The sequence below is a fragment of the Lipingzhangella rawalii genome, assembly GCF_031628175.1.
In the GTDB taxonomy this organism is placed as follows: Bacteria; Actinomycetota; Actinomycetes; order Streptosporangiales; family Streptosporangiaceae; genus Lipingzhangella_A; species Lipingzhangella_A rawalii.
In genome coordinates, this window is sequence record NZ_JAVLVT010000003.1 from 408,935 (window position 1) to 424,851 (window position 15,917).

12 protein-coding genes and 1 pseudogene are annotated in these 15,917 nt (G+C 69.3%); 7 read left to right on the forward strand and 6 right to left on the reverse strand.

The genetic code is table 11. From position 1 onward, the window contains the following. Window positions 1-114 precede the first annotated feature (114 nt). Both RIF23_RS08610 and RIF23_RS08615 read left to right on the forward strand, forming a co-directional pair. On the forward strand, window positions 115-576 hold the full coding sequence (locus RIF23_RS08610; RefSeq protein ID WP_310911874.1) for a MarR family winged helix-turn-helix transcriptional regulator: 462 nt from the start codon (window positions 115-117) through the stop codon (window positions 574-576). Between the two features lie 222 nt (window positions 577-798). Beyond that, a complete protein-coding gene (locus RIF23_RS08615; protein WP_310911875.1) occupies window positions 799-981 on the forward strand; it encodes a hypothetical protein in 183 nt (60 codons plus the stop codon). 57 nt (window positions 982-1,038) lie between these two features. On the opposite strand, the gene RIF23_RS08620 is transcribed toward RIF23_RS08615, so the two are convergent. The 3 genes and pseudogenes from RIF23_RS08620 to RIF23_RS08630 form a co-directional block, all read right to left on the reverse strand. Next, the gene (locus RIF23_RS08620; protein ID WP_310911876.1) at window positions 1,039-1,380 is read right to left on the reverse strand and encodes a sec-independent translocase; all 342 of its coding nucleotides are present in this window, start codon (window positions 1,378-1,380) and stop codon (window positions 1,039-1,041) included. Between the two features lie 151 nt (window positions 1,381-1,531). Next, the gene (locus RIF23_RS08625) at window positions 1,532-1,735 is read right to left on the reverse strand and encodes a cold-shock protein (RefSeq protein ID WP_310911877.1); all 204 of its coding nucleotides are present in this window, start codon (window positions 1,733-1,735) and stop codon (window positions 1,532-1,534) included. Window positions 1,736-2,232: 497 nt separating this feature from the next. Then, window positions 2,233-3,876, reverse strand: a pseudogene (locus tag RIF23_RS08630) (dolichyl-phosphate-mannose--protein mannosyltransferase); the annotation flags it as partial. A 150-nt stretch (window positions 3,877-4,026) separates the two neighbouring features. Here RIF23_RS08630 and rsmI point away from each other — a divergent pair. Then, on the forward strand, window positions 4,027-4,920 hold the full coding sequence (gene rsmI, locus RIF23_RS08635; protein ID WP_310912111.1) for a 16S rRNA (cytidine(1402)-2'-O)-methyltransferase: 894 nt from the start codon (window positions 4,027-4,029) through the stop codon (window positions 4,918-4,920). 120 nt (window positions 4,921-5,040) lie between these two features. On the opposite strand, the gene secD is transcribed toward rsmI, so the two are convergent. After that, the gene (gene secD / locus RIF23_RS08640) at window positions 5,041-7,935 is read right to left on the reverse strand and encodes a protein translocase subunit SecD (protein WP_310911879.1); all 2,895 of its coding nucleotides are present in this window, start codon (window positions 7,933-7,935) and stop codon (window positions 5,041-5,043) included. 90 nt (window positions 7,936-8,025) lie between these two features. After that, entirely contained in the window at window positions 8,026-8,445 is a 420-nt protein-coding gene (locus RIF23_RS08645; RefSeq protein WP_310911880.1) for a hypothetical protein, read from the reverse strand. Between the two features lie 448 nt (window positions 8,446-8,893). On the opposite strand from RIF23_RS08645, the gene RIF23_RS08650 reads away from it, so the two are divergent. From RIF23_RS08650 to RIF23_RS08660, 3 genes are all read left to right on the forward strand, one after another. After that, window positions 8,894-10,426 carry a methionine--tRNA ligase gene (locus tag RIF23_RS08650; RefSeq protein ID WP_310911881.1) on the forward strand — a complete coding sequence of 511 codons (1,533 nt, stop codon included), beginning with the start codon at window positions 8,894-8,896 and terminating at the stop codon, window positions 10,424-10,426. Window positions 10,427-10,502: 76 nt separating this feature from the next. Further along, window positions 10,503-11,429, forward strand: a complete 927-nt coding sequence (locus tag RIF23_RS08655; protein ID WP_310911882.1) for a TatD family hydrolase — start codon at window positions 10,503-10,505, stop codon at window positions 11,427-11,429. A 429-nt stretch (window positions 11,430-11,858) separates the two neighbouring features. Continuing rightward, the gene (locus RIF23_RS08660; protein ID WP_310911883.1) at window positions 11,859-13,124 is read left to right on the forward strand and encodes a cytochrome P450; all 1,266 of its coding nucleotides are present in this window, start codon (window positions 11,859-11,861) and stop codon (window positions 13,122-13,124) included. A gap of 101 nt (window positions 13,125-13,225) precedes the next feature. Here RIF23_RS08660 and RIF23_RS08665 read toward each other — a convergent pair whose 3' ends face one another. Next, window positions 13,226-14,350 (reverse strand): CaiB/BaiF CoA transferase family protein, encoded by a 1,125-nt coding sequence (locus RIF23_RS08665; protein ID WP_310911884.1) that lies wholly within the window; start codon window positions 14,348-14,350, stop codon window positions 13,226-13,228. Window positions 14,351-14,777: 427 nt separating this feature from the next. Here RIF23_RS08665 and RIF23_RS08670 point away from each other — a divergent pair, with 427 nt between their 5' ends. Continuing rightward, window positions 14,778-15,899, forward strand: coding sequence for a ubiquitin-like domain-containing protein (locus tag RIF23_RS08670; protein WP_310911885.1), 1,122 nt, complete (start codon window positions 14,778-14,780; stop codon window positions 15,897-15,899). Window positions 15,900-15,917 lie beyond the last annotated feature (18 nt).

Below are 15,917 nucleotides of genomic sequence, written 5' to 3' on the forward strand. Positions count from 1 at the left end.
CCAGAGATCCGCAGCCGCCGTCCGGTTCCGCTCCCGAATCCCCCCGGTTAGTTGATGCATCAATTAATATACGGAGAAATATATGATGTGTCAACTAGTGGGTAGACTGGGGGTGTGACTGACACGCGATGGCTCACCGACCACGAACAGCGGGCATGGCGCGCCTACCTCGACATGCACGCCCGACTCACCGTGCGGATGCACCGACAGCTCCAGGCCGACTCTGGCCTGTCCCTGTCCGACTTCGACGTCCTGGTCCAGTTGACCGACCGGCCGGACGGGCGAGCCCGGGTCGGCGAACTCGCCGAGACCCTCCAGTGGGAGAAGAGTCGCCTGTCCCACCACCTCGGCCGGATGCAGCGCCGTGGCCTCGTGGAACGACAGGAGTGCAGTGAGGACGCCCGTGGTGCCTTCATTGTGCTGACGGAGCACGGAAGAGGCACCATAGAACAGGCCGCTCCCCAGCATGTGAACACCGTGCGGGACCTGGTTTTCGACCAGCTCACCCCGGAGCAGGTGGACGCGATGCTGGAGATCGGGGAACAGGTCCTGGCCAGGATCGACGCCACCTCCTGAGGCCGCGGGAGGCGCATCTGCGGGCATCCGGGTGCGCCCCGGTGTCCAGCGGTGCTCCGCATCGTCAGCATTGCACCGTTGCCCCTGGCCCGTCGCCCCGCCCGGTACGTGCCGGACCCCTGGTCCGCGTGGTACCCCACCACGGTCTTGTGCAAAGAGTGTTCGATGCGTCATTCTGCGTTATATAGGGAAGGGGTAGCGGAGTTCAGCGAGAGGTGCGACGTGTTTAAACGATTCGCTGTCACCAGCGTGCTGCTCATACTGGGCGTGTTCGGAGTCGGAACGGTGCCGGCCGCTGCCGACACGGCCAACATGGCCGACACGGCCGCCGCCGGAACACCGGCGGTCGTGCACCACAGCGGGCACCCCGGATGTGGTGAGTTCTGCGGATGGAGCTGGTGGTAACCCGAGTTCGTTCCGCCCGCGCGGCAGTTCCGCCGCGCGGGCGGGCGTGATTCGAGGTCAGGTTGCCTCGTTGTCGAATGGGGGGCGCCGTCCACCGAGACGCTCGCTGGTCGACCGGGCGCCGCCGTTGCGCGCCGACTGCGCGCGCCAGGCCTCCTCGGGCTGTTCCCACAGGTGCTTACGGACGAACCGCCGCGGGTTCAGGTCCGCGACGTCGAAGTCGCGGAATTCCGGTCCGAGCTCCTGCTGGAGGTCACGCTTGGTGCTGTCCGCCATCCGGCGAAGCTGACGCACCACCCCACCAACCTGCTTGATCGCCTTGGGGAGCTGGTCCGGGCCGAAGATGAGCAGCGCAAGCCCGCCCAGCACCACCACTTCCCAGAACCCGAAACCAAACATCTCCGCTCCTGCCGAGCCCACACCGCAGCGCGGGCGTAGAACCGCACATGCAGGCTATCCGCTACGCACCACGGGTGCGGGCACGGCCTCCCGACACGAGTCAACCCCCGTCCCGAAGGTGGAACGGGGGCCACGCGGTGGTCTGTTGCCGCTAGAGCGACCGCACGTCCGACGCCTGCGGACCCTTGGGGCTCTGCGTGATCTCGAACTCTACTGCCTGATTCTCTTCAAGGTTCCGGAAGCCGGTCCCCGCGATCGCGGAGTAGTGGACGAACACGTCCGGACCACCACCGTCGACAGCGATGAAACCGTAACCCTTCTCAGAGTTGAACCACTTCACGGTGCCCTGAGCCATGCGCTCTCCCCTTGGAGGACTTTCGACGAGGCCGCACCCTGCTGGCCTCGGGCTGCCGAGCGCCGTCCCGGGAGATGCCCCCACTGTCCAGCGCCCGCGTGAAGTTCCGCGAGGCGCCACTGGCCAGGGAAACTACAACCGCAACCACGACCGAGAATACCAGCCGGCGCCCGAAAATGGGAGGGATATGACACCGGTTCACGGTGTCCCGCGCCGGGTGTTCAGCTCCCCGCGGCCGGGGGCTGGGCCGGGTCGTCGTCGGGGCCGTCGTCCCCCTCCAGCCCAGGCTGGGGCTCCTGGTCGTCCTGCACGCCAGGCTGGTCGGTTTCGGGCGCCTGCGGTGTGCCCCCGGGGCCGGCGTCGCCACCGTGGTCACCGGGTTCCGTGTCGGCTCCCGCGCCGGTGTCTGCCTCGCCCTCATGCTCGGTGGCGTCAGTGCCAGCGCCAGTGTCAGCGCCAGTGTCGGCGTCGGCGTCGGCCTCCGCAGCGGGGTCGGCATTGCCGTGGATCCAGGTGTCGAACCACATGCGTTCGCTCCACGCCTCGCGGGTGATGGGTTCCGCCGACAACACCGGATACAGGAACAGGAAGTTCGCCAGGATCACCAACATCGTGACGCCGGAGACAACGCCGCCGACGACCCGCCGCACGGCCCCGAACCGGGGGCTGTCCGCGTTCGGTCCAAGCAGGAGACCCACCGCGAGCGTGATGCCCAGCACCAGGAACGGCAGGATCGGCAGGGCGTAGAACACGAACATCGTCCGGTCGGGGAACGCCAGCCAGGGCAGCCAACCCGCGGCCACACCCACCAGAACCGCGCCGGCCCGCCAGTCCCGCAGGATCATCCACCAGCCCAGCATCACCGCGAGTGCGACCAGCGACAGCCACCACAACACGGGGGTTCCGATTCCCAGGACCACCGTCGCGCAGTCCGCGGTGGCGTCCTCCGTGGCGCACCCCGTGGCCTCCCAGTCCGAGTGAAACAGCACCGGAGTGCGCATCACGAGCCACTCCCAGGCGGAGGACGCGTAGTCATGGTGGGCGTCCAGCTCGGTATGGAACTCCCACATGCGCACGTGATACGCGACGAGACTGCGTATCGCGTCCACCGCGGGCAGCAGCGGGCCAGGAACCAGGTGCCAGATCCCGTCCGCGTTCTGCGCGGCCCAGTCCCGGTAGTACCCCTGGGAACTGAACAGCCAGGCGCTCCACGTCGCCACGTAGGTGACGAAGGCGACCCCGACCACCTGAACAAACGCCGGTGCCGCATCTGCGGCGAGCCACGGCAGCCCGGCCCGGCGCTGGCCCGCCGCCCGCCGTGCCCCGTAGTCCCAGGCCACCGTCAACAGACCGAACGCGGCGATGAAGAACAGCGCCGACCACTTCGTGCCACAGGCCAGGCCGAAACACACGCCGGCAGCAATCCGCCACCAACGCATCCCCAGCCACCAGGCATCCGCCCGGCCCTGGTTCACCAGATCGGCGAGGCGGGCCCGGTTACGTTCCCGGTCCACCACCAGGCAGGCGAATCCTGCAAGGACCCAGAACATCACGAAGATGTCCAGCATCGCGATCCGGCTCAGTGTGAAGTGCAGACCGTCCAGGGCCAGGATCAGCCCGGCCATGCTGCCCAACAGGATGGACCGGGTCATCCGGATCGCGATTCGCGCCAGCACCAGTACCGACAGCATGCCCACCACGGCGGCGGCAAGCCGCCACCCCACCGGGCTGGTGGCCGCGTCGAAGGGCAGCATTCCCCACAGGGCATCTCCGGCCGCAATCATCCACTTGCCGAAGGGGGGATGCATCACGATCGCGGGTTCGTCGGTCCACACGTCCACGGTGCCCGCACTCATCAGGGCGTCCGAGTCCTCGACACTGCCCCACTCCACCCCGAAGGTGCGCAGCGCGAGTGCGTCCGTGGCGTAGTACGTCTCGTCGAAGTAGATCGCCGGAGGCTGGCCCAGCCGCACCAGGCGCAGCGCACCGGCGAACAGTGCCACGAGCGCCGGCGCCAGCCAGGCCAGCCAACGTGGGTGTATGGGCGGGGGGACCAGACGATCCCGCACCGAATCCGGAGGCGACCCGGCCGGTGAACCGTGCGGGCCAGATCCGGGAACCGAGGATGAGATGGTGGGCATCGGCGCCATACTAGAGCGAGGGGACAGGGAAACCTGCCTTACCGTAACGAACGTCGGGATCGGGGGCGAGTGGTGAGCTCGGAGCGCCAGAATCGGCTGTCCGGAACTTTCCGAGGCGCCCGTGCGATCGGGATCGCCGAGAGCACCGGAGTGCTGACTCTGGCCGCAACACCCATCGGAAACAGCGAGGACACCACCGCCCGGCTGCGGGCCGCACTAGAGAGCGCCGAGATTATCGCGGCCGAGGACACCCGCCGCCTGCGCAGCCTCGCCGCGCGTCTGGACCTGCGCCTGGGCGGGGTGGCCGGTGCCCGCCTTATCTCCTATTTCGACGGCAACGAACAGTCCCGGGCCGAGCAGCTACTGGACAAACTCCGGGGCGGCCACGACGTGCTGCTGGTGACCGAGGCCGGTATGCCCGCGATCTCCGACCCCGGATATCGCCTCGTCACCGCCTGCGTGGAGATGGGCATCACCGTCACGGTCCTTCCCGGGCCATCCGCGGTCACCGCCGCCCTCGCCCTGTCCGGTCTCCCCACCGACCGGTTCTGCTTCGAGGGTTTCCCACCCCGTAAGGGACTGTCCGGACGGCTCGCTGAGCTGTCCACCGAGCGACGCACCATGGTGTTCTTCGAGGCCCCGCATCGCCTCGCCGGCACCCTGGCCGCGATGGCCGAGGCGTTCGGTCCCGACCGGCGTGCGGCAGCCTGCCGCGACCTCACCAAGGTCTCCGAGGAGGTACGGCGAGCACCGCTGGGGGAATTGGCCGAGTGGGCGGCCGGGGACATCCGCGGCGAGATCGTGCTGGTGGTCGCGGGCCTGGGTCGGGACGCCCCCACCACCCAGCAGGCCCCCCAGGAGCTGCGGGCACAGGTCAGCACCCACGAGGCCGACGGACTCACCCGCAAACAGGCAATCCAGGAGGTGGCCCGCCGCACCGGGCTGCCCAAACGTGAGGTCTACGACGCCGTCCACAAGGACTCTGCGGACGCCAGCACCCCCGAGGACCCGGAGAACGGTGGCCCGGGGGATCCCCCCGCCTGAGCTGCCCCAGCCAGCAGCCCGGTCTCGGCACTCCCGCGGCCGATCCGACACACATGCCACGGCCCGGTCTCGGCAGTGCCGAGACCGGGCCGTGTGCTCCGCCGCGCCGTTGGGGTGGGCTCAGACCACCGCCCCGTCGTCCTCGGCGCGGGCGCGTTCCATCTCCTTGCGCTGCTTGGCCTTACGTTCCTTGATCACGTGCGGTGGCGGAGTCCGGTCGTAGTTGTTCAACCAGATCGCCAACGGTGTGGCCACGAAGATCGTGGACAGCACACCGGTGATCAACCCGACCAGCATCGCCAACGCGAAGTCCGTCAACGACGCCCCGCCGAACAGCGCGAGCGTGGCCAGGATGAAGACCGCGCCGATCGTGGTGTTCACCGTCCGCGGCAGGGTGTGCAGGATCGCCGTGTTGGCGATGCGTTTGAACGGCGACTTCTCGTCCCGGGACCATTCGTCGCGAACCCGGTCGAACACCACCACGTAATCGTTCACCGAGAACCCGATCACACTCAGGATCGCCGCGAGGAACACCCCGTCGATCGGCTTGCCCAACCAGGCGAACAGTCCGATCACCAGGGTGATGTTGAAGGCCAGCGCCGACATTGTCGCGACCCCGAACGACCACCGGAACCGCCAGGCCAGGTAGATCATCTGGAGTGCCAGCGCCGCCCCCAGCGCGATGAGCGCCTGGTTGCGCAGCTGGTCCCCGAGGGACGGGCCGATCATCTCGTCGGAAACAAGGGTGACCTCCTCTCCCTCGGTCTCCAGTGCCGCCTGGATCGCGGCCGCATCCTCGTCCGTGGCCTCGGCCGTACGAATCGCCAGGTCGCCGTCCCCGGACTCCTGGACCACCGCCTGCGGGTACCCCGCGTCACTGATCAGCGAACGCGCCTCCTGGACCGTCATCTCCTCGGACACCTGAAGGTCGAGCACGCGGCCGCCCTCGAACTCCACGCCGAGGTTCAGCCCCCGCAGCAGCATCCCTCCGATGGCGGTGAGCAGGACCAGCGCCGCGATCCCGAGCCACAGCTGACTCCGCCCCAGAATGTTGGGGTTGCGCTCCAGCAGCCACTCGCGCACCCGGCTGTAGCGGGACAGCCCGGTGACCCCTGGCTTGGCGCGCACCACCGAACGGCGCACAGCCCATTCGACCAGCACCCGCGCGATGATCAGCGCCGAGATCATGGAAGCGATGGTGCCGATGCTCAACGTCCACCCGAAGCCCTGCACCGGCCCGGACGCCAGCAGGATCAGCAGGATCGCCGCGATCATCGTGGTCACGTTGGTGTCCAGCACGGCGCTCCAGGCGCGCTGGGTACCGGTGAGGAACGCCTTGTGCAGATTCGGTGGGATCGCCCGACGGCGCTGGCGCTGCGTACCACCGTTGTCCGTGCTCGATTCCCCGGCCGTGGCGCCACCGATACTGTTCTGCCCGCCGGTGCGTTCGTCCGCGGCGACCTCCTCCGGGGTGGCATCGGCCATGCCCGCAGACTTGTTGGCCTCGTAGACCTGGCGCTGGCGCTGATACTCCTCTCGCGCCCGCTCGAAAATGAGCACGTTGGCATCGATCGCCATCCCGATGGCGAGCACGAAGCCCGCGAGTCCCGGGAGGGTGAGCGTCGCACCCAACACCACGAGCGCGGCGTAGGCGATCAGGGTGTAGGCCCCCAGCGCCACCGACGCCAGGAAACCCACCATGCGGTAGGCGACGGTGATGTACAGCGCGGTCAGGATCAGCCCGATCAACGCCGCCTTCCAGCTGGCCTCGATGGCCTCCTCACCCAGGGTGGGGCCGACGGTGCGCCGCTCGATCTCCTCCACGTTCAGCGGCAGCGCACCACCCTCGATCAGCACCGCCAGGTCTTCGGCGCTCTCCTGGGTGAAGTCCCCGGTGATGGACATGGCGTTGCCGGGCATACCCTCATCACACTGGAACTCCTCGTTGACCTGCGGCGCGGAGATGATCTGGTCATCCAGCACGATGGCGACCCGGCGACGCGGATCCCCGGGGTTGAAGCAGGCGGCATCTCCGGTGAGTTCGGTCCAGGCGTCCGAGCCGGTGCCGCGGAAGTTCACGTTGACGATCCAGTTGGCCTGGAACTCGTCCATTCCCGCCTCGGCGCTGCTGATCTCCTCACCCTCGAGCTCGGCCTCGCCCAGCTGAAGCATCTGGCCCTGCTCGTCGGGCAGCTCCATGGCGATCTCGGCGGGATCGGCCTCGGGCGCCTCCTCGGGCATGCCCTCCATGCCCTCGTCGCCCATGAGGTCCTCAAGCTCCTCGGGATCCATCTCCTCGGGAGCCTCGGCGTCCTCCTCGTCCGTTGCCGGAGGCAGGGCCTCATCCGCCTCGTCCTCGGCGGCCTCGTCCTCGTCCCCCGCGTTCGCAGTGCCCGGGTCCGGCAGCGGCGTATCCCCGCCCGGCATCCCGGGGGCTGCCTGCTCGCCGACGCCGAGCACGGGGTGGAAGGTCAGCTGGGCGGTGGTACCGATGATCTCGGCGGCCTCCGCAGGATCCTGCACCCCGGGCAGCTCCACGATGATGCGGTTCTCCCCGGACCGCGACAGTGTCGCCTCCGAGACGCCGAGCGTGTCCACACGCTGCCGCAGCACCTCGATGGTGTTGTCGGTGTTCTCAGCGTTGGCCTCCGCACCGGTGTCGGAGTCGCTGGTCTCCAGCACCATCTGCGTGCCGCCGCTGAGGTCCAGCCCCAGGTTGGGGGGGATGTACAGCGCGGCACCCAGAGAACCCAGCAGAATCACCAGGGACAGGAGTCCCAGACTGAGCCGGGACCCGAAACCGGCATCGCGGCGCTTCTTGGTCGAGCCCTTGGCCGCGCCTGCTCCCGCGGCTTTCGTGCCCGAGGTGAGGCCGCTCAACGGCTCCTCGGGCGGGCTCGTGCGTGTGGCGGCGTTTCGTCGGGATCTGACGAAACGCAGAGTGACGATCAGCAGCATGACGGCGACGGCGACAGCCATCCCGAACAGTGCCGCTTGGGGCATGGACGAGGTCACGGCAAGGGCCTTTCCCGACGGATTCGGTCAACGGGCGGTACGTGCGGGCCACGCCGGGTCGCGTACGGCGACCGGCTCGGCCCGCGGACGTTAGCTCGTTGCCTGTGGCGGGCCGCGTTGGACCGGCGTTGGCGCCAGGTCGGCACTTGCGGCCACCACCGTGCGTTGCGGCGTGACCCATCCGGCCGGATTCGGCAGGTCGCCCAGCGTGACCGGCGGGGCGTCCACGGCCTCGGGAAGGTCGCGTGGCGTCACCCGCTGTTCCAACGGCCCGGTGACACCGGTGGTGACCGACAACCAGACCGAGGGCGCCTCCACGGTGGCAACCGCAGGCGCAACCGCAGACGCAGACACAGACGCACCCGGTGCCCCGGCACGGTCCTCGCTGGCCAGCTGACCCAGGGGAGTGGACCCGCTGAGGAGGACCATGGGCATGCCCATCAGGGACAGGGCCATGGCCAGGGCCAGCAGGGTCGATCCCAGCCGGGACCGGGCAGGAGCCGGGGACACCGCGATGATCACCTCCAGCGCGGTGATCGGGCAACGCCAGCTGGGTAACACTGGCGCTGCCGGCCGGACGGGCACGGGTAGCTAAGACCGCTTGATCCCGCCACCCTATCCGTCCTGCGCCACGGGTACAGGGGGTGCGCTGGTGCCGCCCCCGCCGCCGGGGCGGGGGGAGTACCGTGCTCCCGCAGCTCCCGCGTCCCGTTCCCTGCGGGGTGCGGGGGCGGTCCGGACCGGGGCGAAACCTCGCTTGTGGGTGCTGGCCCGTACACGCCGGGTGTACCATGCGAGGCATGAGTTGGGCACGACCGATCGCGATGATGTCGGGCGCGCCGATGATGATGTCATCCGGCCTCCCGCACGTGCCCTGAGGACGTCGTAGCCACGGAGGCCCTCGCGGAGCCTCCGTTTCGACTGCGGGGGCACCCGGCGGGGGCGAGGAAGGTTCGCCATGGGCCGCTATTTCGCGATGACTGCCATCCCGTACGTCAACGGCACCCCGCATATCGGGCATGCCCTGGAGCTGCTCCAGTGTGACGTTCTCGGACGGTACCGGCGTAGCCGTTCCGACGAGGTCCGCACCCAGACGGGCACGGACGACAATGCGTTGAAGAACGTGCAGAGCGCCGAGGCCGAGGGAATCACCCCGCAGGAGTACGTGGCGCGCGTCGCCGAGCGCTTTTCCGCCCTGCAACAGCCACTGGACCTGCGCTTCGACGACTTCATCCGCACCAGCTCCGACCCCCGCCACCGCCCCGGGGTGGAGAAGCTCTGGCGTGCGTGCGCCGAGAACGGCGACTTCTACCGCAAGAGCTACACGGGCCGCTACTGCTACGGCTGTGAACAGTTCTACTCCGAGGACGAGCTGGTGGACGGGCTCTGCCCCGAACACCTGGTGCGGCCCGAACTCGTCGAGGAGAACAACTGGTTCTTCCGGCTGAGCCGCTACCAGGAGCAGCTCAGTGAGCTCATCTCCTCCGACCAACTACGCATCGAGCCGGCCTCCCGGAAGCGTGAGGTCCTGGCGTTCATCGAGTCGGGGCTGGAGGACTTCAGTGTCTCCCGCAGCATGCAGCGGGCCCGCGGCTGGGGCATCCCGGTGCCCGACGACCCCGACCAGGTCATCTACGTGTGGTACGACGCCCTGGCCAACTACATCACCGCTCCCGGCTACGGCACCGACCCCGACACCTTCGCCTACTGGTGGACCGACGCCGACGAACTGGTGCACGTCATCGGCAAGGGCATCATCCGGTTCCACGCCGTGTACTGGCCCGCAATGCTGCTCTCGGCGGGCGTGCGCCTGCCCACCACCATCTTCGTGCACGAGTACCTCACCGCCGACGGGGCCAAGATCAGCAAGTCCGCCGGTAACGCCAAGGACCCCGCCGAGCTCGTCGACCGGTTCGGTACCGACGCGCTGCGCTGGTGGATGCTGCGTGACGTCGCGCTCGCCGGGGACACCGACTACACGGACCAGCGCCTGGTGACCCGCAACAACGAGGACCTGGCCAACAACATCGGCAACCTCGTCAACCGCACCGTGTCCATGGTCGCCAAGTACCGCGACGGAGTGGTCACCCCGCTGGCCGATCCGGACCGGGCCGACACCGGCGACGCCGATCGGGATCAGCTGCGCCGGACACGCTCCACGGCGCGGGACCGCATGGACGCGGCCATGGCCGGTTTCGATTTCCGCCGTGCCGCCGAGGTCATCACGGATCTCGGTAACGAGGGGAACCGGTACGTGGAGGCGGCCACACCGTGGGCCTTGGCCAAGGCCGAACGCAAGGAGGGGGCCGCCCCCGAGGCCCTGGACACGGTCCTGGCCGAGCTCGTGGCGACCTGCCGGGAACTGGGGCACCTGCTGGTGCCGTTCCTACCGGGCGCGGCACAGTCCATCCTGGACCAGACCGGGGAGCACGGAGGCCCGCTGCCGAAGCCGAGCCCGATTTTCCAACGCCTGGAACTCACCGAGTCCTGAGGCGGTGTCGGCCCGGGGCCGGACCCGTGATGGAACGGTCCGGCCCCATCCGGAACTGCGGATACACTCGGCACACGTGAGTAGGAGCAAGCGCAGCGGTGAGGCGGTGCGTAACCGCAACGCCCAGACGCCACCACCCGCACCGGAGCCCCTGCGCGTCCCGGTGGCGGACACCCACACCCACATGGACATGCAGACCCCCGAGGTCGACCAGATCGTCGCGGATGCCGCCGCGGTGGGGGTCACTCAGCTCGTTCAGGTCGGGGTGGACGTCTCCTCCTCACAGTGGGCTGCCGACGTTGCCGCGGACGTTCCCAGCGTGTGGGCCGCCGTGGCCGTCCACCCCAACGAGGCGCCACGGATCGTGCACGGCGATGGTGCCGCCGGGGTGGAGCCCGACGACACCGACTGGGCGGGTAAGGCCCGCCCCGCCGGCGGCCTGTCCGGTCTGGAGGCCGCCCTCGACGAAATCGACCGGCTGGCCGCGCTGCCGCAGGTGCGCGCGATCGGGGAGACGGGGCTGGACTACTACCGCACCGGTCCCGAAGGCAGTGCGGCACAACAGGAGTCCTTCCGGCGCCACATCGACCTGGCACGGCGCCACAGTCTGACCCTGATGATCCACGATCGCGACGCCCACGAGGACGTGCTGCGGATCCTGGAGGACGAGGGCGCCCCCGACCGTGTCGTGATGCACTGTTTCTCCGGTGATGCCGACGTCGCCAAAGTCTGTGCCGAACGTGGCTACCTGATGAGCTTCGCGGGAAACATCACCTTCGCCAGTGCCACCACCCTGCGGGAGGCGGCCCGGATCGCGCCCCCGGAACTCTTGCTCGTGGAGACGGACGCGCCCTTCCTCACGCCCAAGCCCTACCGGGGCCGCCCGAACGCCCCCTACCTGATCCCGTACACGGTTCGGGCTCTCGCCGAGGCCAAGGGCATGGACGAGGACGACCTGGCCAGCGCCGTCGCTGCGAACGCGCGCCGCGTGTTGGTGGACTAGGTCCTGTTTCTTGAGCCATTTCGGGCTCGCGTCTCCCAGGACGACGCGCGCTGCGCCGATGCGCGCACACAGCCAAACCAGGATGCCGTTCGCACATCGCGGCTTGCGAGACCTCGCTCTGGAGAGCCGCTCCCTCATCCGAAAGCGTTCAAGAAACACTCCCTAGCTCGCGGCCGGAGGCCAGAAACAAGGATCCCCTCCGGCATACCCCCACGCCCAGGCTGGCGGTCCCCGTTCGCCTCGGCATGGGGCGTGCTCCCCCTGGACCACCCCATCGGCCTTTCCTACCCCCCACCATCTGGAGGTGCCCCCCGCAGACGCCACCCCGCCGTACTCCCACCCCCACAGGGCGTCACGACACTTGTGATCAGTGGCTGCCGTCCGTGACGATGCACGGGTAGCGCCGAGCGGTTCCCCCAGGAGGCCGGCATGGACCATGTGGCACTCGCCGAGTTCACCCGCGATCCCCACCCGCACTTCGCCCGCGCCCGACAGCGCAGCGGCCTGACCTACGATCCAGAGTTGGGCGCCTGGCTGGTGGCCCGCAGTAGTGAGGTGCAGGAGGTGCTGCGCCGGCCCGAGGACTTCTCCTCGGCCAACGTGCTCCAGCCGGAGGTTGCCCTGGCCCCGGAGACGTACGCGGAACTGGGCCGGGGGCCGGGGCAGGGACCGATCGTGGTGACCTCGGACGGGGCCGTGCACCGGCGGCTCCGGGCCCCACACGTGCGCGGCCTGTCCACCGCCCGGGTTCGGGAGGTGGCCCCGTTCGTTCGGCAACGGGTCCAGTCCCTGATCGACGGTTTCCGGGACGGCCATGCGGAGTGGATGGGCGCATTTGCCCGCCCCCTGGCTCAGGATGTGTTGGGGCGGGTGCTCGGTTTGGCTCCCGCGGACGTTCCGGTCGCCATGCGCGGCACGGCGGCCCTGTTGGAGCTGTTCCAGCCGGCTTCCGGCCCGCCGGCCCGGGCCGGGAACGATCTGCCCCCACATCCCCGTCCCCCCGAACAGCAGGTGGAGCTGGCGCGCGAGGTCGTGGCCACCCACCACCTGCTCGCTGACTATGTGCGGCACCGTAGCCGCGACCCCCGCCCCGACCTGTGCACGGAGCTGGTTCACGGGCTCGCCGCGAATGCGCAGCCGCCCTCGGCCGAGCAGGAGGGGGAGATCGTGGCGAACCTTGTCAACCTTCTGATTGCCGGGCAGGTCACCACCACGGCCGTTCTGGGGACCGGACTACTCCACCTGCTGCGGCATCGAGACCAGTGGGAACGCCTGTGTGCCGACGTCAGCCGGCTTCCGGGAGCCGTGGAGGAGATACTGCGCTACGACACGGCGATCCAGGGATTCCGCCGGGTCACCACCCGAGCGGTCACCCTGGCGGGTGTGGAGTTGGCGGCGGGGGACACGGTGCTGGTGGCTTTCGGATCCGCCAACCGGGACGTGTGCGGGCGCGGCGAGGAGTTCGACATCACCCGCGAGCCGCAGCGCCATTTCGCCTTCGGGCATGGGGCGCACGGCTGTCCCGGGGCGCAACTGGCCCGCACCCAGGTGTATGCGACCTTGGAGACCGTAACCACGCGGCTGCCGGGGCTTCGGCTGGTGGAGCCCGAACCGGTGCCGATGTTGCCCAGCCTGATGCACCGGTCCCCGGAACGGCTCCGTGTGGCCTGGCCCACGGAGGCGAATCCCGCCTGATTCCGCACTGCTGGCTGCGCGGAGGTTACGCAGGGCCACGCCGCGGCTGGCTGGGACACCGGGCGCCGACGCCGCCCCGCGAGGAAACGCGACGGTCGCGGTCAGGTGGCGGTGGTGCCGTCGACGGCGTCGGGAATTCCCCAGGCGGCCAGCGTCTCCGCGACACTGGGGGCCGTGGCGGCGGGGTCGCGGGTGGCCGCTCCCGGGGTACGGCTGAAGCGCGGCGCCGGACCGGCCCACACCTGGCCGTCGGCGTGCCGGACCGTTCCGCGCTGTGCGAGGTGCGGGTGGGTGGCGGCTTCCTCCAGGGTGAGCACGGGTTGGACACAGGCGTCCGTGTCCCCGAAGATGTCCGCCCATTCGTCCCGGGTGCGCCCGGACAGTACCGCGGCGAAACGCTCCCGAAGCTCGGGCCAGCGCTGGGCGTCCCACTGGTCGGGCAGTTCGGCGTCGGCCAGGCCGAGACCGGCCAGCAGCTGGGCGTAGAACTGCGGTTCGATCGCGCCGACCGAGACGTATCCGCCGTCCGCGCATTCGTACACGTCGTACCAGGGCGCCCCGGTGTCCAGATAGTTGGTGCCGCGTTCGTCACTCCACGAGCCCCGCCCCCGGTCCTCGTGCATCATCGACAGCAGCAGTGCGCTCCCGTCCACCATGGCCGCGTCAACAACCTGGCCCGTTCCGGAACCCTGACGTTCCACGAGTGCACTGAGGATTCCCGTGACCACCAGCATCCCGCCGCCACCGAAGTCCCCGACGAGGTTCGCGGGCGGCACCGGGGCCGAGTCGCGGCGCCCGAAGCTGTGCAGCGCACCGGTCAGCGCGATGTAGTTCACGTCGTGTCCGGCCCGTTGGGCCAGGGGGCCTTCCTGGCCCCAGCCGGTCATCCGTGCGTACACCAGGCCCGGGTTGTCCCGGTGGCAGTCATCGGGTCCCAGCCCGAGGCGTTCCATCACCCCGGGACGGAACCCCTCCAGCAGGACATCGGCCGCCGCGATAACGTGTCGGGCCTGCTCCCGGCCATCCGCACTCTTGAGATCCAGGCCCAGCATCGGCCGTCCGGAGGTCATGTGGGGGCGGTCCGCACCCTGTCGGGCGGCTTCGACCACGTCCGGCCGGTCCACCCGGAGTACGCTGGCGCCCAGGTCAGCCAGCAGCATCGCTGCCATCGGCCCCGGACCGATTCCGGCGATCTCGACAATCCGGATGCCGTTGAGTGGTCCCATTGCGCACCTCCACGCCGATTCTGGACGAACCTCCGCATTATGCTCACACCGTCATTGTCAGGACATGCCCGGGGTTCGGGTGCTGTCGTGTCGCGAGGACATCCCGGTCCGTCGCGAGTCTTAATGTAATCGGTACATTGTCTGTGGTAGCTTCCTGATGCTCATTGGCCATACCAGGCCACCCCGCCGGACGACCGCGCCGCCCCGGCGCGCCCGGCACCTCTCCCCGACTCCGTCAGGCAGTATCGTCTCGAGGTTGTCCACAGTGTCCTCATCCCGTTCCATGCCGGTTGACCCGTCCTCCTCGGAGCCGGGGGCCCACCCGCCCCAGGCCTCCGCCTCGTCCTCCCCGGCCCGGCGCCGTGGTGCGCGGAAGCTGAGCCGCCTTGCCCCCGTCCCGCGCTGGGTGGGGGGCCGGATCACCACCGTGGCCGCGACCACGGCCGCAGTGCTCCTCGTCGCCGGGGGCGCGACCGCGTTCGCCATGGACAAGCGCGTCACCCTGGACGTGGACGGTGAACCACAGACCGTGCACACCTTCGGCGACACGGTCGCCGACGTTCTGGAAGCCGCAGAGGTCGACCTGGACGAGCACGACGCCGTCGCCCCCGACCTCGACAGCGACGTCGAACGGGGCGGCGACGTGGTCGTGCGCAGCGGCCGCCCCGTCGAGCTGACCCTGGATGGCGACACGGACACCCACTGGGTCACCGCGTCCACGGTCGGCCAGGCCCTGCGCCAGCTCGGATACGGCACCGAACCCCTGGACCTGTCCACGGACCGTGCCACCGAGATCCCCGAGGACGGGATGGAAATCGAGGCGCGCAGCGCCCGCCGGGTAGTGCTGCTCCAGGACACCGCCCGACTCGAGGATGAGACCGTCGCGGAAACCGTTGCCGACTTCCTCGATGCGCACGGGGTCGAGACCGGCGAACACGACATCGTCACCCCCGAGCCTGACACCGAGCTCGAGGACGACATGGTCGTCAACGTGCTGGAGTTGCTCTCCGAACCGGAGACCGAGGAGGTGGTGATCGAAGCGGAAACGGAGGAGGTCGAGACCGACGAGCTCGAGCGCGGTGAGGAGGAGATCGTCCAGGAACCCGAGGACGGACTCAAGGAGGTCACCACCGCCCTGGTGCGGATGGAGGGGGAAGAGACCGAACACGTGCTCGAGGAGGAGATCCTGGAGGAGCCCACCGACGGGATCGTTGAAGTCGGCACCGCCGAACCCGAGGACGATTCCGATTCGGACGACGGCGCCGGGGCTTCGGGCCAGAGCGGCGGCGACGCCAACGTCGGCGGCGACGTCGACAACCTGAACTGGGCTGCCCTCGCCGAGTGTGAGTCCGGGGGCGACCCCACCGTCGTCAACCCCGCCGGGCCCTACTACGGCCTCTACCAGTTCGACGAACCCACCTGGCAGTCCGTGGGTGGAACGGGACTGCCCAGCGAGGCGAGCCCCTCCGAGCAGACCATGCGTGCCAAGATGCTCTACGAGCAGGCGGGCGGCTCCTCACCATGGCCGCACTGTGGCTCCTACCTCTGACCCTGCCGAACCAGCGGG

What these genes read in the sequence shown, in the direction of transcription:
- RIF23_RS08620 (WP_310911876.1), bottom strand. Translation starts at nt 1,380, where the DNA reads ATGTTTGGTTTCGGGTTCTGGGAAGTGGTGGTGCTGGGCGGGCTTGCG.
- RIF23_RS08625 (WP_310911877.1), bottom strand. Translation starts at nt 1,735, where the DNA reads ATGGCTCAGGGCACCGTGAAGTGGTTCAACTCTGAGAAGGGTTACGGT.
- RIF23_RS08650 (WP_310911881.1), top strand. Translation starts at nt 8,894, where the DNA reads ATGGGCCGCTATTTCGCGATGACTGCCATCCCGTACGTCAACGGCACC.
- RIF23_RS08660 (WP_310911883.1), top strand. Translation starts at nt 11,859, where the DNA reads ATGGACCATGTGGCACTCGCCGAGTTCACCCGCGATCCCCACCCGCAC.
- RIF23_RS08665 (WP_310911884.1), bottom strand. Translation starts at nt 14,350, where the DNA reads ATGGGACCACTCAACGGCATCCGGATTGTCGAGATCGCCGGAATCGGT.